This window comes from Halorubrum salipaludis (genome assembly GCF_002286985.1).
Classification (GTDB): domain Archaea; phylum Halobacteriota; class Halobacteria; order Halobacteriales; family Haloferacaceae; genus Halorubrum; species Halorubrum salipaludis.
This window is the reverse complement of sequence record NZ_NSKC01000004.1, coordinates 183,371-201,120: the sequence shown is the minus strand read 5'-3', so window position 1 is coordinate 201,120 and position 17,750 is coordinate 183,371. Positions and strand designations below refer to the sequence as shown.

Below are 17,750 nucleotides of genomic sequence, written 5' to 3'. Positions count from 1 at the left end.
CCCGACTTCACACGGTATGACAAAGGTCAGCGTTATCGGTGCGGCGGGGACCGTCGGCGCCGCGGCCGGGTACAACCTCGCGCTGCGCGACGTGGTCGACGAGCTCGTCTTCGTCGACATCCCGGACCAGCGCGAGACGACGATCGGGCAGGCGGCCGACGCGAACCACGGCGTCGCCTACGACTCGAACACGACCGTCCGGCAGGGCGAGTACGCGGACACCGCCGGCTCCGACGTGGTCGTGATCACGGCCGGGATCCCGCGCAAGGAGGGCCAGACCCGGATCGACCTGGCCGGCGACAACGCGCCGATCATGGAGGACATCGGCGCCTCGCTCGCCGAGCACAACGACGACTTCGTCACCGTCACCACCTCGAACCCGGTGGACCTCCTCAACCGCCACCTGTACGAGGCGGGCGACCGCGACCGCCACAAGGTGGTCGGGTTCGGCGGGCGGCTCGACTCCGCGCGCTTCCGCTACGTCCTCTCGCAGCGCTTCGACGCGCCCGTGAAGAACGTCGAGGCGACGATCCTCGGCGAGCACGGCGACGCGCAGGCCCCCGTCTTCTCGAAGGTGCGCGTGAACGGCCGCGACCCGAGCTTCGACGCCGACGAGAAGGAGGCGATCCTCGAGGACCTCCAGGAGTCCGCGATGGACGTGATCAGCCGCAAGGGCGCCACGCAGTGGGGGCCGGCCACCGGGGTCGCGCACACCGTCGAGGCCATCCTGAACGACACCGGCGAGGTGCTCCCCTGCTCGGTCGTGCTCGACGGCGAGTTCGGCTACGAGGACACCGCGCTCGGCGTCCCGGCGAAGCTCGGATCCGACGGCGTCGAGGAGGTCGTCGAGTGGGACCTCGACGAGTACGAGTCGGAACTGCTCGACGAGGCCGCAGAGAAGCTCTCCGAGCAGTACGACAAGATCGCTTAAAAGGCAGATCGGCGATCTCCGGTCGTCGACGGCACCGCGATCGCAACACCTCCGATTTTTCCGTGACGCCGGCCGAGATCCGTGACAGCGGTGAGTAAACCATTTATAAGCCGATGTGCGGTGGCGCGTGCCTCCGAGGCCGCCTCGCGGCCGAGGAGCACGCGCGAGGGAGTCGCTGGCTCCCGGAGCGAAGCGGAGGGCGCCAGCGACGAGGTTGGGGAGGTGTGAGGTGCGGTCGCTGTAGCGGGGTGGGACTCAAAGGGGCAGCCGCGAGGACGAAGGCGCGCGACGTAAGGACCGCAAGGAGCGAACGGAGTGACCGACTGAGGACCGCAGCGAGCGTACCGAGCCGTCGCGGCTGGGGCTTTGGAGGCGTTCACCGCCGATCCGCCGCCAGCGCCGACTTATAAGCGAGCGACTAGAGCTTTGGAAGCGTTCCCCACACCACCAGCAACACCCACGAATCCGATTGATCGAAAGCGACTCGACGCTCCCGATCCAACCCCCATTTATGAGCGACACGGACGCCTCGGAGGCCGTCCCCGTCACGGTGTACACCCGCGAGGACTGTTCGCTGTGCGAGGTCGCCCGCGAGACCATCGAGTCGACCGCCGCCGACCTCGACGTGGCGATCGACCTCGACATGGTCGACGTCGACGAGGACCCCGAACTGGCCGAGGAGTACGGTGAGCGCGTCCCCTACGTGCTGATAGACGGTCACCCGGCGTTCAAGTACGAGGTCGACGAGCGGGATCTGCGGCTGAAGCTCTTGGCGGCGTCCTGATCGCCTGTTAAAACATCCTGATCGACTTTTAAAAGAACGCGAAAACCGCGCCGGCGACCCCGGCAAGCGTCGACTTACTCGCCCGATTCGCCCGAGACCGTCTCCGCTTCCGCGCCGGGCGCGTTCCGCTTCACCGTCGTGACGCCCTCGACCGCGTTCGACCGGGAGGCGTACCCCTGCCCGGAGTCGGCGACGATGTTGCCGTTGCGGTGGCGGAGCCGCCAGCGCCACTCCTCGCCGGCGTCCTCGTAGATCTCGAAGGCGGCGCTGCCGACCTCTAACACGTCGGCGTCGGGACCGTACTCGCGGACGCGCTCGACCGCGTCCCGCGCGTTCGACTCGGAGGCGTACCCCTCGCCGGAGTCGGCGATGATGTTCCCGTTGTCGTGGCGGAGCCGCCAGCGGTGCTCGTCGGCGGCGTCCTCGTAGATCTCGAAGGTCGCCTTGCTCCCGCCCTCGCTCTCCTCGCCGTCGGCGTCGAGACCCGCCTCGGCGGCGTTCGACCGCACGCTGTCGAGCCCCTGCCGGGCTTTCGACCGGGAGGAGTACCCCTCGCCGGAGTCGGCGAGCACGTTCCCGTTCTCGTGGATGAGCCGCCAGCGCCACTCGCCGCCCGCGTCGCGGAACACCTCGAAGGCGGCCGGGTCGACGCGGAGGTAGTCCGCGGCGGCGACGTGCTCGCGGACGCGGCCGAGCGCGCGCTTCGCGTTCGACTTGGAGGAGTAGCCCTCCCCGGAGTCGCCGAGCACGTTCCCGTTGTCGTGGCGGAGCCGCCAGCGCCACTCGGCGCCCGCGTCCTCGTACAGCTCGAAGGTCGCCTTGCTCGCGATCTCCTCGTCCTCGCTCGGGACGGCGACCTCCGGGTCCGCGGCGTCCTCGGGCTCAGGACCGTCGTCGTCGGCGATCGCCTCGGCCTCGTCGACCGGGGTCTCGATCCGGAGGATCCCCGCGCCGAGCGCGTTCCGCCGGACGCTGTGGAGTCCCTTCTGGGCCTTGCCCCGGCTGCTGTACCCCTGTCCGGCGGTCGCGATCACGTTGCCGTTGCGGTGGCGGAGCCGCCAGCGCGGCTTGCCGCCCGCGTCCTCGAACAGCTCGAACCGCGCCTTGCTCTCCCGCAGCGCCGCGGTCTCCGCGCGGGCCGCGTCGAGCGCCGACTCCGTCTCCGACAGCTCCTCGTTGGCCGCCGCGAGATCGGATTCCGTCGACTCCAGCTCCGACTCGGCCGCCGCCAACTCCTCGCGGGTCGACTCCAGCTCCGCGCTCGTCTCGTCGCGCTCGGCGGTCGCGGCCGCCGTCTCGGTCTGCATCCGCTCGTAGTCCTCGCGGACCGGATCGGTGATGAGCGGCACGACCGTCCCGGCGAGCCCGATGAGCCCGAGACCGACCCCGTACACGGCGATCACGGTCGCATCGCCGGAGGCGGTGAACCAGCCGTCCGGGAAGATGTTCACGAACCAGACCACGCCGAGGACGCTGACCGCCGTCCCGAGGTAGCCGAGGTACGTCCCCGCTTTGCGGAGCGGGAAGCGAATCACCGCGCCGAGCATGACGAACGGCGGAGCCAGCGCCGCGAGCGCGTACGCGAGCCCGCGGGTGGTCGTCGCCGATTCGGTGAGGAAAAACAGGACGACTCCGGCCAGTCCGAGCAACACGCCGAACCCGAACAGCCAGAACCCGTTTACCTCGTCGTTGGTCGTCGGAGTCCCGATTCGCCGCGCGTACAGTCCGCCGGGTGACCCGGATTGTCTGTCGCTTGCCATGGCCGGGAAGTCGACGCCCTGTTAATTATAGGTATGGGTGCGTGACACGAACCGGTCCGTGACGCGGTACCGGTCCCCTAATTCTCCCGCGACGGACTACCGCGACCCGAGCGTTTACGGGCCGAACGCTCTCTCGTGGGGGTATGCACGTGATCCGAGGCGGACGAGTCGTCGACGCCGACGGGGTCCGCGAGGCCGACGTCGCGGTCGCCGACGGCGAGATCGTCGCTGCCGGGCCCGACGCGGTCGAGGCGATCGGCGGCGAAGACGAAGTGGACTCCGAGACGAACGCGAGCGGTTCGGCGGTCGCGCCGGGCCTGATCGACGCGCACGTCCACGTGATGATGGACGGGCGGCCCGACGTGGCCACCGCGGTCTCCGACAGCGACTACACCGCGAGCTACCGGGCGACCGGTAACCTCCGAGACGCCCTCGAAGCGGGGGTCACGACGGTCCGCGACCTGGGGAGCCGCGGGACGCTCGCGCTCGACGCCGCGGACGCGGTCGCGAACGGCGACATCACCGGCCCGCGCGTCCTCGCGTGCGGCCGCAACGTGATCATGACCGGCGGCCACGGCAACTGGTTCGGGCGCGAAGCTGACGGGTCAAGCGAGGTCCGAAAGGCGGCCCGCGAACAGCTGCAGGCCGGCGCGGACGTGCTCAAGTGCATGGCGACCGGCGGCGTGCTCACCGAGGGCGCAGTGACGGGCGCCCCGGAGCTCACCCCCGAGGAGCTGGCGGCCTTTACCGACGCCGCCGCGCCGACCGACACGCCCACCGCGGCCCACGCCCACGGCGAGGAGGGGATCAAGAACGCGGTCGAGGCCGGGATCACGAGCATCGAGCACGGCACCTTCATGGACCGCGAGGCCGCCGAGATGATGGCCGAGCGCGGGACCTACTGGGTGCCGACCGCGAGCGCGCTCCGCGGGATCGTCGACCACGGGACCGAGGCCGGGATCCCGGAAGACGCCGTCGACAAGGCCGAGGACGCGGCCGACCGCTTCGACGACGCGTGGGACCGCGCGCTCGACGCGGGCGTCCCGATCGCGATGGGGACCGACGCCGGCACCCCGTTCAACTTCTTCGCGGACATTCCGCGGGAGCTGGAGTACATGGTCGATTACGGGCTCTCGCCGGAGGGCGCGCTGGCGGCCGCCACCGTCAACGCCGCCGACCTGCTCGGGCTCGACGACGTGGGTCGGATCGAGGAGAGGTACCGCGCCGACCTCGTCGTCCTCGACGCCGACCCCACCGAGGACGTGACGGCGTGGCAAGAGCCCGAGGCGGTGTTCGCCGCGGGCGAGCGGGTTGCGTAGGGCGCGACCCCGAGCCGCCACAAAGCATTCACCCGCCGCTTTGCACTGTCGGTGTATGGCGCCCGATCGGCGGCGCGCGCTGCGACTGGCCGGTGCGTGTCTGCTCGGAATCCCGTCGGCTGGCTGTCTGTCGACCGCCGATCCGGTGGCTTCGGAGGATTCGGAGCGATCGGAACCTCCGGGTGATTCGGAGGCCTCGGAGCCCGGCTACGATCAGTGTCACTTGGTCAGAATCGAGTATCACCGGCTCCCAGGAGACGTTCGGACCGAAATCGACGCCGCCCTCGAAAACGGGGACTACCGATCGGAGTCGCTGCGCTTCGACGACGCGGTCGACGCTTCGTACTCGTACGTCGTTATCGACGACACCCCCTACGACCCCCGTGTTGAGGACGTCGACAGCGAGGCGAAGACCCTCATGCTCACCGAGGTCGATTCGGTCAGGAAACCGGATCCGCCGAGTTTCACGGTCAGAAACACCGCCGACCGCGAACACGAGGTGCGTATCGAGTTGGCGGGCGAGGAGCCCCTCGTCGACGAGACCGTCACGATCGAGTCCCACGACTTTCGGAAGTACCACCCGACCGACGAGTTCGGGAGCTACGAGCTAACCGTCGAGACGCTGACCGGTTCCGAGGAGACGCGTCGGTTCGACTTCGTCGTCGACGACTTTCGGACGGAAGCGGAAGTCACGATAACCGACGACGAGGTACACGTCTCGCAGGGAGTGATCGACTACGCGCCGTGTGAATGGGACGGCTGAGTTCCACGGTAGGGATCGGCGTCGACGCAGCCTACGCCGGCGGCTCCACGTCGTCCTCCGAGAACCCGTGAAAACACCGGAAACAGCGGTACTTCTTCTCGATCCTCCCGCTCGTCCGTCGAGGGGAGCCGTGCAGCCGCCTCTCGATAACGAGATACGCGCTCCCGCAGTTCGGACAGGAGGGCGTTCGGAACACGCGCTCGGTTCGCATCGGGCCGAATTAAAACCCCGCGACGGGGCCGAGAGTCTCGATCTCGAACCGACGGCGAACTGACGGCGAATCGACCGAAAACTGACGGCGAGCCGACGGCGAACCGGCTCCCGAACGGTCGCTTTTAACCAGAGCCGCCGCAAGGATCGGGCGATGACGAGCGCGCACTCCGGGTCGTCGCCCCGGCACGCGGACCCGGACGAGAACCCCTACGTGGAGTCGCCGCTGACCGACTTCGAGCCGGTCGCGGAGCTCTCCGAGCCCGAGGCCGCCGAGCAGGCGTCGCTGCTCCGCGCGGCGGTCCGCGAGCACGACTACCGGTACTACGTGGAGGCGGACCCCCTGATCCCCGACGAGACGTACGACCGGCTGTTCGCCCGGCTCGAGGAACTGGAGGACGCGTTCGACCTCTCGACCGAGAACTCGCCGACCCGGCGGGTCGGCGGCGAACCGCTCGATGAACTGGAGACGGTCGAGCACGTCGCGCCGATGCGCTCCATCGACAACGCGACCGAGGCCGACGCGGTCCGCGAGTTCGACGAGCGCGTCCGGCGCGGGCTCGACGCCGAGGGGTTCGACCCGGACGCGGTCGAGTACGTCTGCGAGCCGAAGTTTGACGGGCTCTCCGTCGAGGTGGTCTACGAGGACGGGGAGTACGTCCGCGCCGCCACCCGCGGCGACGGGCGAGAGGGGGACGACGTGACCGAGCAGGTCCGGACGATCCGGTCCGTCCCCGGGAAGCTGCGCGGCGACGCGCCGGCCCGGCTCGCGGTCCGCGGGGAGGCGTACATGCCCCGCGACGCGTTCGCGGCGTACAACGAGGAGCTGATGGAGCGCGGCGAGGAGCCGTTCGCGAACCCCCGAAACGCCGCCGCCGGCACCCTCCGCCAGCTCGACCCCTCGGTCGTCGCGGAGCGCCCCCTCGAGGTGTTCTTCTTCGACGTGCTGGGGTGGGAAAACGACGGAGAGGGCTCGTCTGTGGAGCGCCCCGACACCCACTGGGCGGAGTTCGACGCGTTCGACGCGTTCGGGCTCCGCCGCACCGATCGGGTCGAGCGCGTCGACGACATCGAGGGCGCGCTCGACTACCGCGACCGGCTCATGGCCGACCGCGAGGACCTGAACTTCGCGATCGACGGGGTCGTCATCTCGGTGGACGACCGCGCCCACCGCGAGGCGCTCGGCTCGACCGCGCGGGCGCCGCGCTGGGCGTTCGCGTACAAGTTCCCGCCCCGCACCGCGACGACGACTGTGGAGGGCGTCACGGTGCAGGTGGGGCGGACGGGCCGACTGACTCCCGTCGCGGAGCTGGAGCCGGTCGAGGTGGGCGGCGTCACCGTCTCGCGGGCGACCCTGCACAACCCGGCCGAGATCGAGGCGCTCGGGGTGAACGTCGGCGACCGCGTGCGGATCTACCGCGCCGGCGACGTGATCCCCTACGTCCCCGAGGTGGTCGAGAAGCGGTCCGAGGGGACCTACGCCTTCCCCGAGACCTGCCCGGTCTGTGACGCCCCCGTCGAGCGCGACGGCCCGCTCGCGTTCTGTACCGGCGGGCTCGGCTGTCCGGCGCAGCTGGAGCGGGCGGTCGAACACTGGGCGCGACGGGACGCGCTCGACATTGAGGGGCTCGGCCCCGAACGGGTCGAGCAGCTCCGCGAGGCCGGCCTCGTGGCGTCGCTGCCGGACTTATACGACCTCACCGTCGACGACCTCGCCGCGCTGGAGGGGTGGGGCGAGACGAGCGCCGAGAACCTGATCGCGGAGCTCGACGCCACCCGCGACCCGCCGCTCGACGACTTCCTCGCCGGCCTCGGGATCCCCGACGTGGGCGCGACGACGGCCCGCGCGCTGGCGGCGCACTTCGGTGGCCTCGACGCGGTCCTCGACGCCGACGAGGGGGCGCTCCGCGAGGTCGACGACGTCGGCCCCGAGGTGGCCGAGTCGATCCGGACGTTCCTCGACGCCGACGAGAACCGGGCGGCGATCGAGGGGCTCCGCGAGCGCGGGGTCGACCCCGAACCGGTCGAGGTCGAGACCGGCGACGCGCTCGACGGGCTGACGTTCGTGTTCACGGGGTCGCTGTCGACGACCCGGAGCGAGGCGCAGGCGCACGTGGAGGCCCACGGCGCCGACGCCACGTCGAGCGTCTCGGGCAACACCGACTACCTCGTCGCCGGGGAGAGTCCGGGACGGTCGAAGCGCGACGACGCCGACGCCAAGGGCGTGCCGGTCGTCGACGAGGCGGAGTTCGCCGACCTGCTCGGCGAGCGCGGGGTGGCGTGGCCGCCCGAGGGCGACGAGTAGACCGGTAGCGACGAGTAGCGGCGGAATCTCCCTCGGCGTCTTAAAAGAAAAACCGAACCGCTCGCGTCAGACGAGCGGGAAGATCGTCGAGACGATCAGCACCGTCACGAGTCCCGTCACCGAGATGATCGTCGTGAGGGCGGTCCACGTCTTCAGCGTCTCCGTCTTGGTGAGCCCTCCGATCTCGCTGACGAGCCAGAAGCCGGAGTCGTTGAACCACGAGAAGATGTTCCCGCCCGCGCCGATGACCATCACGAGGTAGGCCGGGTTGACGGTCAACTGCCCGGTGAGCGGCGCCATGATCCCGGCGGCGGTCAACATCGCGGCCGTGGCGGACCCCTGCGCGATGCGGACGATCGCGGCGATGAGCCACGCCGTGACGAGCAGGCCGATGCCCACTTCCTGGAGCGCGTTAGCCAGGTAGTCACCGATTCCGGAGGCCGCGAGCAGCGCGCCGAACGCCCCCCCGGCCGCCGTGATCGCGGCGATGTTCCCGCCGCTTTTCAGGGCCTCGGTGAGTTCATCGCTCCACTCGCTCTGGCTCATATCGTCGTAGCGGTAGAACGTGTACGCGGCCGCGAGCGCGGCGATCGTCAGCGCGACGTTCTTGTTCCCGAGGAAGTCGGTGATCGGCTGCAGCGAGGCGAGGAACGGGTACAGTTCCTGGAACGTGTTGACGAACGTCGACGACCCGATCAGCAGGACTGCGAGCAGGATCGGCGCCAGCGACTCGAGCACGCCCGGCAGCTCGCTGGTCGGCCGGTCGGCGACCTCCTGTAGCTCCTCCGTCGAGGTCGCCATCGTGTCCCGCAGCGGGATGTCGAGCCGGCTGTTGATCCAGCGACCGTAGACGAGCCCGGACACGATCGCCGCCGGAATGGCAGTCACCAGCCCGATGACGATCGTCATGAACAGGTTGCTTCCGATCTGGTCGGCGACCGCGAGCGGGCCGGGCGTGGGCGGGACGAACACGTGCGTCGTCGCGGCCCCCGCGCCGACGACGACGATGAACAGCGTGTAGTCGCGGCCGACGCGGGCCCGCATCGACCGGGCGAGCGGCGCCATGAGGTAGAACACGCTGTCGAAGAACACGGGAACCGCGAGCACCGAACTGCTCCCGAGCAGCGAGATGTCGGAGTTGCTCTCGCCGAGCACCCCTTGGAACCCGCGAACGATCCGCTGGGCCGCACCGCTTTCCAACATTCCTTTGCCGATGATCGCGGCCATCAGGATGGGTATCCCGATCCCCGCCATGCCGTCCCCGAACGCGGTCGCTACCTGGCTGCCGGCGTCGGCGGCGGCGAAGTCCGCGACGAAGATCGTGTTCACCACGCCGACGAGGAACGCCGAGATGATCAGCCCGATAAACGCCGGGAGATCCAGCCACACGAGCATCGCGACGACGAGTATCAGCCCGATTATGAATGTTAGTAGTGGACTGTGCGAGAAATGAACAGTTGCTTGCAACGGTGTCGGTATCATCCCGCCGAACATCCCCTAGATAAATAATTAAAATTTTCGAAGCCGAGAAATAGCTCCGTAGTCTCCTGATTTGCGAGTGCCGAAGCGGATCTCCGCTTTTGCCGGCGTGTACGTGCCGTGAGCCGAGAGTACAGTCAAATATGCGATAATTATTATTTATAATCAATTTTATGATGGTTTCTCTCGATCTCCTGTCCCGCTCGGTGACGCGTGTCGCTCTCGCCCGGCGTGCGCTGCTGTCGCCTCCGACACGCCGCCACTCCCGTCGCGACTCGCAGTCACGACCCACAACCCTTTATCTGACGACGCGGCAACGGGGCGGTATGACCGCCATCGAACTGCGGGGCGTGACGAAGGAGTTCGCCGACGTCACGGCCGTTCGCGGCCTCGATCTCTCCGTCGAGGAGGGCGAGGTGTACGGATTCCTCGGCCCGAACGGCGCCGGCAAGTCGACGACCATCGACATGGTGCTCGACCTCGTCCGGCCGACCGAGGGGACGGTGCGCGTGCTCGGACGGGACGCCACCGCCGAGGGCGTCGCGATCCGCCGACGCACCGGCGTGCTTCCCGACGGGTTCGCGGTGTACGACCGGCTCTCGGGGCGCAAACACGTCGAGTTCGCGGTCCGATCGAAGGAGGCGGACGACGACCCGGACGCCCTCCTCGACCGCGTGGGGCTCCTCGGCGACGCCGACCGCAAGGCCGGCGGCTACTCGAAGGGGATGCGCCAGCGACTCGCGCTCGCGATGGCGCTCGCGGGCGACCCCGACCTCCTCATCCTCGACGAGCCTTCCTCCGGGCTGGACCCGGCTGGCGCGAAGGAGATGCGGGAGATCGTCCGCGCCGAGGCCGACCGCGGCGCGACGGTCTTCTTCTCCTCGCACATCCTCGAACAGGTCGAGGCCGTCTGCGACCGCGTCGGAATCTTGCGCGACGGCGAACTCGTCGCCGAGGACTCCGTGGAGGGGCTCCGCGAGGCCGTCGGCGGCGAGGAGACGCTTGAGATCGCGATCGAGGGCGACGGCGACGAGAGCGCGACCGACGCGGTCCGCGACGTCGACGGCGTGAGCCGCGTCGACCGCGACGGCGACGTCCTCGTCGTGAGCTGCGCCGACGGGGCGAAGACGCGAGTCATCGGCGCCCTGGAGGACGCCGGGGTCGCCGTCGCCGACTTCCACACGCGAGAGGCGTCGCTGGAGGACCTCTTCTTAGCGTACACCGAGGGCGACGCGCCGAGTGAACGCGCCGGCGAGGCGCCCGAGGAGGTGAGCCGATGAGCCTCGTCGCCATCGCGGAGAAGGACTTCCAGGAGGCGGTGCGGTCCCGTGGAATGCTGATCCTCGTGGCGCTGTTCTCGCTTCTCGTCGCGATCTTCGCGTACGTCGTCAGGCCGACCGGCCAGGGCGAACAGTTCGCGACCGAGGCCCTCTTGAGCTTCGCCGTCGGCCCCTTCCTCGTGACGACGCTCGTCCCGCTCGTCGGCGTCGTCGTCGGGTACAACGCCGTCAGCGGCGAGCGCGAGTCCGGCTCGCTGAAGCTGCTCCTGTCGCTGCCGCACTCCAGGGCCGACGTGGTCTTCGGGAAGGTGATCGGACGGGGCGGCGCGCTCGCGCTCGCGGTTCTCGCCGGATTTCTGCTGCCGGGGCTCGTGCTGTTCGCGCTCGCACAGACCGGGGCGCTCGCGACGTTCAACGTCGGCGCGTTCCTCGGCTACACCGTTTTCGCCGCGGTCCTCGGGATCGTCTTCGTCGCCATCACGGTCGGCTGTTCGGCGGCCGCGACGACGCAGCGCCGCGCGCTGATCGGCGGGGTCGCTATCTTCGTCCTGTTCGTGGTGCTGTGGGGCTTCGTCACCGGGCAGCTTCTCGACGCCGCGAGCGGGCTGATCGACCCGCTTCCGGTCTCCCAACGACAGGTCCGCGTGTTCCTGCGGGTCGCGAACCCGATCTCCGGTGTCGAACTGCTTTCCAGCGCGTTCCTCGGGGAGCAGCTATTCTCGGGCGAGACCGTCAACCGACAGATCTCGGCGGTGTCGATGCTCGTGTTCTGGACGATCGCGCCGCCGCTTGCCGGGCTCTGGAAGTTCGACGGCGACGACTTATAAGAGCCGACGGCCGCTCTCCGCGTCGGACTACGCCGACGCGCGCTCGATCGCCGCTTCGAGGTCGGCGACGATGTCGGCCGGGTCCTCGATGCCGACGGAGAGCCGCACCATGTCGCCCGTGACGCCGGCCGACTCCTGTTCCTCCTCGGTGAGCTGCTGGTGGGTCGTCGACGCCGGGTGGATGATGAGCGTCTTGGCGTCGCCGACGTTCGCGAGCAGGGAGGCGAGGTCGGCCTCCTCGACCGTCCCCTTCGCGGCCTCGTAGCCGCCCTCCAGCCCGAAGGTGATCATGCCGCCGTAGCCGCCCTCCAGGTACTCGCTGGCCTCCTCGTGGGTCTCGTGGCTCTCCAGACCGGGGTAGTTCACCCACGCCACGTCCTCGTGCTCCTCGAGGTACTCTGCGACGATGCCGGCGTTCTCGCAGTGACGGTCCATCCGAAGCGGGAGCGACTCGGTCTGCTGGAGGGTGTTCCAGGCGTCGAACGGCGACTGCTGGTCGCCCAGGTCGCGGAGCCCGCGGGTGACCGCCGCGAAGGTGAACGCGGCGTCGCCGAACGCGTCGACGAAGTTGATCCCGTGGTACGCGGGGTTGTCCTGCGCGATCTCGGGGTACTTCTCGGCGTGTTCTCCCCAGGGGAACGAGCCGCCGTCGACGACGACCCCGCCGACGGTGGTTCCGTTGCCGGTGAGCCACTTCGTCGTCGACTCCCAGACGAGGTCCGCGCCGTGCTCCAGCGGCCGGCAGAGGTAGGGCGTCGCGAACGTGTTGTCGACGAACAGCGGGACGCCGTGGTCGTGGGCGATGTCGGCGATCCGCTCGATGTCGGGCGTGACCAAGGCCGGGTTGCCGATGGTTTCGAGGTGGACGTAGGCGGTGTCCTCGTCGATCGCGTCGGCGTACCCCTCGTAGTCGAGCGGGTCGACGAACCGCGTCGTGATCCCGCGCCGCTCGACGGAGTGGGTGAGGTAGGTGTAGGTGCCGCCGTACAGCGCCGACGACGAGACGATGTTGTCCCCGGCGGACGCGAGCAGGAACGTCGTCACGTCGAGCGCGGCCATCCCGGAGGCGGTCGCGACCGCGCCGACGCCGCCCTCCAGCGAGGCGATCCGCTCTTCGAGGGCGGCGTTGGTCGGGTTCATCAGCCGGGAGTAGACGTTTCCGGCCTCTTCCAACCCGAACAGCCGGGCGGCGTGGTCGGCGTCCTCGAACTCGTAGGAGGTCGTCTGGTAGATGGGCGTCGCGCGGGCGCCGGTCGCCGGGTCCGCGCTCGATCCCGCGTGGACGCTTCGCGTGTCGAACTCGTGGTCGCCGTCGTCCTCGTCTGTTGGCATGGCTCGGCATGCGCGCGCCGTGCGCTTAAAGCCGCCCGGACGTTGCGGGCGTTTCCGGTATCTTGGAGGCAGATTTCGGGGCGGAACTCCGCGAACTCCGTCCGATCTCCACCGGAAACGAGGGGCTCGTGCCAACCGTTAACAGCGTCGGGCCGTAACTGAGGCCATGGGAACACAAGGTCCGCGCAGTACCGCCTTCAAGATGGGGGAGGCGACGAGCTCAATCCCCGAGGGCGTCTGGCAGTACACGGCGCTCGCGGGCGCGCTCCTCGTCGGCTTCGCCCTCCTCAGTCAGAGCCTCGTCTACGGGGTCGCGGCGCTCGCGGTGTTGGTGGCGGCGGTCACGGTCGTCAGCGCGGTCGAGATCGTCGACGCCTACGACAAGGAGGCGCTCACGGTGTTCGGCGAGTTCCGCAAGCTGCTCGAGCCGGGCGTCCACCTCATCCCGCCGTTCGTCTCCCGCACGTACGCGTTCGACATGCGGACGCAGACGATCGACGTGCCGAGCCAGTCGGCGATCACGCGGGACAACTCGCCGGTGACGGCGGACGCGGTCGTCTACATCAAGGTGATGGACGCCAAGAAGGCCTTCCTCGAAGTGGACGACTACAAAAACGCCGTCTCGAACCTCGCGCAGACGACCCTCCGCGCCGTCCTCGGCGACATGGAGCTCGACGACACGCTCTCCCGGCGCGACCAGATCAACGACCGCATCAACGAGGAGTTGGACGAGCCGACCGACGAGTGGGGGATCCGCGTCGAGGCGGTCGAGGTCCGCGAGGTGAGCCCCTCACAGGAGGTCCAGCGCGCGATGGAGCAACAGACGGGCGCGGAGCGTCGCCGCCGCGCGATGATCCTCGAAGCGCAGGGGGAACGCCGCTCGGCGATCGAGCAGGCGGAGGGTGACAAGCAGTCGAACATCATCCGCGCGCAGGGGGAAAAGCAGAGCCAGATCCTCGAAGCGCAGGGGGACGCGATCTCGACGGTCTTGCGGGCCCGCTCGGCCGAGTCGATGGGCGAACGCGCCATCATCGAGCGCGGCATGGAGACCTTAGAAGAGATCGGCAAGGGCGAGTCCACGACCTTCGTGCTCCCGCAGGAACTGACGAGTCTGGTCGGCCGCTACGGCAAGGCGCTGTCCGGCTCCGACGTGCAACAGATGGAGGGGTTAGAGGGGAAGGAGTTCGACGAGGAGACGGAGAAGCTGCTCGGGCTGGAGGACATCGAGAGCGCCCTCGAACAGCTCGACACGGTGGCCGACAGCGACCTCCGCACCGACGAGACGCGCGACGCGGACGCGGCCCGCGATGTCGACCTCGCCCGTCAGGAGGGGGAGACGCGGGAGGCCGACCGCGACATCGAACTGGAGGCCGAAAGCGAGCGGCCGAGCGACTGAGCGCCGACCGCTTCCTCTTTCTGACCCGACGCCACGGGCTGATTCACGGGCGCCACGGGCCGATTCACGGGCGCCACGTCGCCGGATCGATCGCCCAGAGCGCGCCTACTGCGAGGGCGCCGGCGACGCCGCCGCCGACGAGCGCGAGCGGCGAGTCGGACGCGGCGGCGACCGCGACGAGCAGCAGCGCCGCACCGACGAGCAGGGTGACCGTGTCCTCCGTGGTCGCCGCGCGGACCACGGGCGCGATCGCCGCTCCGACGACGGCGCCGGCCGCGATCGTGCCCGGCCACCCGCCGACTGCGGCCGCCAGCGCCTCCGCCTCGGCGAACGCGGGGAGGACCGCGGCGGGCGCGGCGACGATTCCGGACGCGACCGCGAAGGCGACGACCGCTCCGAGGGCGGGCGCGAGGAGGGTCGCCCGCGCGGAGAGATCGGCGCCGGCGAGCGCGGCCCCGCCGGCGACCAGAAGCACGGAACCGACCGCGAGGAGCGCCGGCGCGGCGAGCCCGGAGACCGGCGAGGGAGCGATGCGCGCCACGTCGGCCGACGCGGCCGCCGACTCGGGGACGACCGTGGGCGCGATATCGGCCGCGAACGCGAACGCGACGACGGCGACGACGAGCAGCGTGGACCCGACGAGGCGGCGACGAAGGGATGTCATACCGACGGAAGACCGCCGAGCCACTAAACGATCGCGGGACGCGAGACGGGCCGGGCGATCGGCCGCGTCCAGACGGGAGAGTCGCGGCGCCCGCCTCAGACGGTCACCCCGGCGCGGTCGCCGTCGATCGAGACGACGACGCGCTCGGGCGGCCCCCGCTCGTCCGTCAGCCGCAGGAGGAGGGTCTTGACGACGGGGTCGTCGGTCTCGACCTCGCCGCGGACCCCCGCCACGTCGACGGCGACGCGGAGGGAACGGTCCCCGGTGCGGCTGACCGAGCCGAGCCGGAGCTCGACCTCGGGCGCGGTGAGGCGCTGTGCGGCGACGAGCACCGACCCGCCGCCGTCGTCGACGAACGAGGTCTCCTCGACGAACGCCGTCGTCTCCGGCTGACCGGGTCGGACCGCCGCCTTCGCCGTCGATTTCGACCGGAAAGAGGCGGCGTGCGTCAGCAGTCCCTCGGGGAGCGAGCGCACGCTCTGTCCCTCGACGAGCGGGTCGCCGTCGACGTAGCGGCTCCGGACGGCCAGATCCCGCGGCGTCGACGCCGCGAGGTCCCGGAGCCGATCGGTACAGCCCGCGCTGGCGACGGCACAGAGTCCGGCCACCACCGCGCGGCGCTTCATGTGACCCGTTCCGACGGTCGCAGATAAAAACCCCGGCGTCGCGGATTTCGCCGCGTGAGAATCGGCGTCGGGGCGTCGGCGCCCTACTCCAAGACGATCAACACGTCGCCCATGTCGACGCTGTCGCCCTCGCCGACGCGGACGCTCGCGACGGTGCCGCCGCGCTCGGCGACCACGTCGTTCTCCATCTTCATCGCTTCGAGCACGCAGACCACGTCGCCCGCGGCGACCTCGTCGCCCTCGTCGACGTCGACCGAGAGGATCGTCCCCTGCATCTCCGCCTCGATCGCCTCGCCGCCCTCGGCCACGTCGACCGCGTCATCGTCCCCGTCGTCGTCGGTCGCCTGCGGGGGGCGCTGCTGGCCGCCGCCCCCGCCCGCGCCGCCCCCAGGCACCTGGATCGCGGGCGCGCCGCGCTCCTCCAGCTCCACCTCGAAGCGCTTGCCGTTCACCTCGACGGTGAACTCGCGTTCGGACACCTCCTCGTCGTCGCCGCCCGCGGACGACTCGGTGCCCCACTTCTCCTGTGCCTCCGCGATCAGCTCGTCGTCGAGCTCCTCGTCGAGGTACTTCGTGGTGTGGGTGCCGTCGACGAAGCGGTCGTCGTCGAGCATGAGCCGGTGGAACGGGACGATGGTGACGACGCCCTCGAGGTCGTACTCCGCGAGCGCGCGCTTCGACCGGGCGAGACACTCCTCGCGGTCCGGCGCCCACACGATCAGCTTCGCGATCATCGAGTCGTAGTCGGTGACGAGCTCGTCGCCCTGCCGGAGCGCGTCGTCGACGCGGACGCCGATCCCGCCCGGCGGGTCGTACGTGTCGAGCCGGCCCTCGTTGGCGGGCTGGAACTCCTTCGCGGCGTTCTCGGCGTTGATCCGGAACTCGATCGCGTGGCCATCCAGATCCACGTCGTCCTGCGAGACGGACAGGCCCTCGCCGCTGGCGACCCGGAGCTGCTCTTTCACGATGTCGATCCCGGTCAGCTCCTCCGTGACGGTGTGTTCGACCTGAATGCGGGTGTTGACTTCGAGGAAGTAGAAGGGGGTGTCCGGCCCGAGCGGCTCCGAGGGGTCGCGGTCGATGTCCTCCTCGACGAGGAACTCGACCGTGCCGGCGTTGGTGTAGTCGGCGGCGGCGACGCCGCGACGGGCGGCCTCGCCGATCTTCTCGCGCAGCTCGTCGGAGAGCGCGGGGGAGGGGCCCTCCTCGATCACCTTCTGGTGGCGGCGCTGGAGCGAGCAGTCGCGCTCGCCGAGGTGGACCACGTCGCTCTCGTCGGCCGGTCCCTCGCCGTCCTCGCCGGCGTCCGCGACGATCTGTACCTCGACGTGGCGGGGGGTCTCCAGGTACCGTTCGAGGTAGACGGAGTCGTTCGAGAAGTACGCCTCGCCCTCGCGTTTCGCGGACTCGAGCGCATCCTCGGCCTCGTCGGCGCTCTCGACGACCTTCATCCCGCGACCGCCGCCGCCGCCCTCGGCCTTGATCGCGACGGGGTAGCCGTGCTCGTCGCCGAACTCGGTGACGGCCGCCACGTCGGTGACGGGCTCGGTCGTGCCGGGGACGATGGGCACGTCGGCGTCGTCCATCACGCGGCGGGCGTGGGTCTTCTCCCCGAGCCGCTCCATCGCGTCGCTGGCGGGGCCGACCCACGTGATCCCGTCGGCGGCCTCGACGCGGGCCGCGAAGTCGGCGTTCTCGGCGAGGAAGCCGTATCCGGGGTGGATCGCGTCGGCGCCGGCCTTCCGCGCGGCGTCGACGACCGCCTCGCCGTCGAGGTACGAGTCGGCGGCGCGGGCGGGCCCGACGTTGTACGCCTCGTCCGCGTACCGGACGTGGCCGCCGTGTTTGTCGGCGTCGCTGTAGACCGCGACGGTGTCGACACCCAGCTCCGCACAGGCGCGCATCACCCGAACCGCGATCTCGCCGCGGTTCGCGACCAGAACCTTGTCGAACATTCTTACACGGTTATTCCACCATAACCCACCTCATTCTATCGGTCCGCGACGACGATCGGTGACGACGATCGTCGTACCGCGTCCGCGAACCCCGCGACTCCCCGAGACGGTTAAGGGCC

General features: G+C 69.8%; 14 protein-coding genes. 8 read left to right on the top strand and 6 right to left on the bottom strand.

Features of this window, described 5'->3' with window-relative positions:
- Window positions 1-16 precede the first annotated feature (16 nt).
- Together mdh and CK500_RS09055 are read left to right on the top strand one after the other, a co-directional pair.
- A complete protein-coding gene (gene mdh / locus CK500_RS09060) occupies window positions 17-931 on the top strand; it encodes a malate dehydrogenase (RefSeq protein WP_095636910.1) in 915 nt (304 codons plus the stop codon).
- Between the two features lie 511 nt (window positions 932-1,442).
- Window positions 1,443-1,715 (top strand): glutaredoxin family protein, encoded by a 273-nt coding sequence (locus tag CK500_RS09055; protein ID WP_095636909.1) that lies wholly within the window; start codon window positions 1,443-1,445, stop codon window positions 1,713-1,715.
- 74 nt (window positions 1,716-1,789) lie between these two features.
- On the opposite strand, the gene CK500_RS09050 is transcribed toward CK500_RS09055, so the two are convergent.
- Window positions 1,790-3,475, bottom strand: coding sequence for an HVO_2922 family protein (locus tag CK500_RS09050; RefSeq protein ID WP_095636908.1), 1,686 nt, complete (start codon window positions 3,473-3,475; stop codon window positions 1,790-1,792).
- 143 nt (window positions 3,476-3,618) lie between these two features.
- On the opposite strand from CK500_RS09050, the gene CK500_RS09045 reads away from it, so the two are divergent.
- The 3 genes from CK500_RS09045 (at window position 3,619) to ligA (ending at window position 8,072) form a co-directional block, all read left to right on the top strand.
- Complete coding sequence (locus CK500_RS09045) at window positions 3,619-4,794, top strand: metal-dependent hydrolase family protein (RefSeq protein WP_095636907.1); 1,176 nt, start codon at window positions 3,619-3,621, stop codon at window positions 4,792-4,794.
- Between the two features lie 55 nt (window positions 4,795-4,849).
- Window positions 4,850-5,557 (top strand): hypothetical protein, encoded by a 708-nt coding sequence (locus CK500_RS09040; protein WP_095636906.1) that lies wholly within the window; start codon window positions 4,850-4,852, stop codon window positions 5,555-5,557.
- A gap of 364 nt (window positions 5,558-5,921) precedes the next feature.
- Window positions 5,922-8,072 (top strand): NAD-dependent DNA ligase LigA, encoded by a 2,151-nt coding sequence (ligA, locus tag CK500_RS09030; RefSeq protein ID WP_095636904.1) that lies wholly within the window; start codon window positions 5,922-5,924, stop codon window positions 8,070-8,072.
- A gap of 66 nt (window positions 8,073-8,138) precedes the next feature.
- Here the strand turns inward: ligA and CK500_RS09025 are convergent, their stop codons facing one another.
- Window positions 8,139-9,554 (bottom strand): GntP family permease, encoded by a 1,416-nt coding sequence (locus tag CK500_RS09025; RefSeq protein ID WP_095637061.1) that lies wholly within the window; start codon window positions 9,552-9,554, stop codon window positions 8,139-8,141.
- Window positions 9,555-9,877: 323 nt separating this feature from the next.
- Here CK500_RS09025 and CK500_RS09020 point away from each other — a divergent pair, with 323 nt between their 5' ends.
- Together CK500_RS09020 and CK500_RS09015 are read left to right on the top strand one after the other, a co-directional pair.
- Complete coding sequence (locus CK500_RS09020; RefSeq protein ID WP_095636903.1) at window positions 9,878-10,831, top strand: ABC transporter ATP-binding protein; 954 nt, start codon at window positions 9,878-9,880, stop codon at window positions 10,829-10,831.
- Window positions 10,828-11,658 carry an ABC transporter permease gene (locus CK500_RS09015; RefSeq protein ID WP_095636902.1) on the top strand — a complete coding sequence of 277 codons (831 nt, stop codon included), beginning with the start codon at window positions 10,828-10,830 and terminating at the stop codon, window positions 11,656-11,658. The genes CK500_RS09020 and CK500_RS09015 overlap by 4 nt, the downstream gene beginning before the upstream one ends.
- 27 nt (window positions 11,659-11,685) lie before the next feature.
- Here the strand turns inward: CK500_RS09015 and CK500_RS09010 are convergent, their stop codons facing one another.
- Window positions 11,686-12,990 (bottom strand): O-acetylhomoserine aminocarboxypropyltransferase/cysteine synthase family protein, encoded by a 1,305-nt coding sequence (locus tag CK500_RS09010; RefSeq protein WP_095636901.1) that lies wholly within the window; start codon window positions 12,988-12,990, stop codon window positions 11,686-11,688.
- A 166-nt stretch (window positions 12,991-13,156) separates the two neighbouring features.
- Between CK500_RS09010 and CK500_RS09005 the strand changes: the two genes are divergently transcribed.
- Window positions 13,157-14,386, top strand: coding sequence for an SPFH domain-containing protein (locus CK500_RS09005; RefSeq protein ID WP_095636900.1), 1,230 nt, complete (start codon window positions 13,157-13,159; stop codon window positions 14,384-14,386).
- 64 nt (window positions 14,387-14,450) lie between these two features.
- Here CK500_RS09005 and CK500_RS09000 read toward each other — a convergent pair whose 3' ends face one another.
- From CK500_RS09000 to CK500_RS08990, 3 genes are all read right to left on the bottom strand, one after another.
- On the bottom strand, window positions 14,451-15,050 hold the full coding sequence (locus CK500_RS09000; RefSeq protein ID WP_095636899.1) for a hypothetical protein: 600 nt from the start codon (window positions 15,048-15,050) through the stop codon (window positions 14,451-14,453).
- A 95-nt stretch (window positions 15,051-15,145) separates the two neighbouring features.
- Window positions 15,146-15,676: a hypothetical protein gene (locus CK500_RS08995; RefSeq protein WP_095636898.1), complete on the bottom strand. Its 531-nt coding sequence runs from the start codon at window positions 15,674-15,676 to the stop codon at window positions 15,146-15,148.
- 83 nt (window positions 15,677-15,759) lie between these two features.
- Window positions 15,760-17,631 (bottom strand): ATP-binding protein, encoded by a 1,872-nt coding sequence (locus CK500_RS08990; RefSeq protein ID WP_095636897.1) that lies wholly within the window; start codon window positions 17,629-17,631, stop codon window positions 15,760-15,762.
- Window positions 17,632-17,750: the final 119 nt, after the last annotated feature.

Bases quoted from the DNA above. Each gene is read 5' to 3' on its own strand.
- mdh (WP_095636910.1), top strand. From the start codon at position 17: ATGACAAAGGTCAGCGTTATCGGTGCGGCGGGGACCGTCGGCGCCGCG.
- CK500_RS09055 (WP_095636909.1), top strand. From the start codon at position 1,443: ATGAGCGACACGGACGCCTCGGAGGCCGTCCCCGTCACGGTGTACACC.
- CK500_RS09050 (WP_095636908.1), bottom strand. From the start codon at position 3,475: ATGGCAAGCGACAGACAATCCGGGTCACCCGGCGGACTGTACGCGCGG.
- CK500_RS09045 (WP_095636907.1), top strand. From the start codon at position 3,619: ATGCACGTGATCCGAGGCGGACGAGTCGTCGACGCCGACGGGGTCCGC.
- CK500_RS09040 (WP_095636906.1), top strand. From the start codon at position 4,850: ATGGCGCCCGATCGGCGGCGCGCGCTGCGACTGGCCGGTGCGTGTCTG.
- ligA (WP_095636904.1), top strand. From the start codon at position 5,922: ATGACGAGCGCGCACTCCGGGTCGTCGCCCCGGCACGCGGACCCGGAC.
- CK500_RS09025 (WP_095637061.1), bottom strand. From the start codon at position 9,554: ATGATACCGACACCGTTGCAAGCAACTGTTCATTTCTCGCACAGTCCA.
- CK500_RS09020 (WP_095636903.1), top strand. From the start codon at position 9,878: ATGACCGCCATCGAACTGCGGGGCGTGACGAAGGAGTTCGCCGACGTC.
- CK500_RS09015 (WP_095636902.1), top strand. From the start codon at position 10,828: ATGAGCCTCGTCGCCATCGCGGAGAAGGACTTCCAGGAGGCGGTGCGG.
- CK500_RS09010 (WP_095636901.1), bottom strand. From the start codon at position 12,990: ATGCCAACAGACGAGGACGACGGCGACCACGAGTTCGACACGCGAAGC.
- CK500_RS09005 (WP_095636900.1), top strand. From the start codon at position 13,157: ATGGGAACACAAGGTCCGCGCAGTACCGCCTTCAAGATGGGGGAGGCG.
- CK500_RS09000 (WP_095636899.1), bottom strand. From the start codon at position 15,050: ATGACATCCCTTCGTCGCCGCCTCGTCGGGTCCACGCTGCTCGTCGTC.
- CK500_RS08995 (WP_095636898.1), bottom strand. From the start codon at position 15,676: ATGAAGCGCCGCGCGGTGGTGGCCGGACTCTGTGCCGTCGCCAGCGCG.
- CK500_RS08990 (WP_095636897.1), bottom strand. From the start codon at position 17,631: ATGTTCGACAAGGTTCTGGTCGCGAACCGCGGCGAGATCGCGGTTCGG.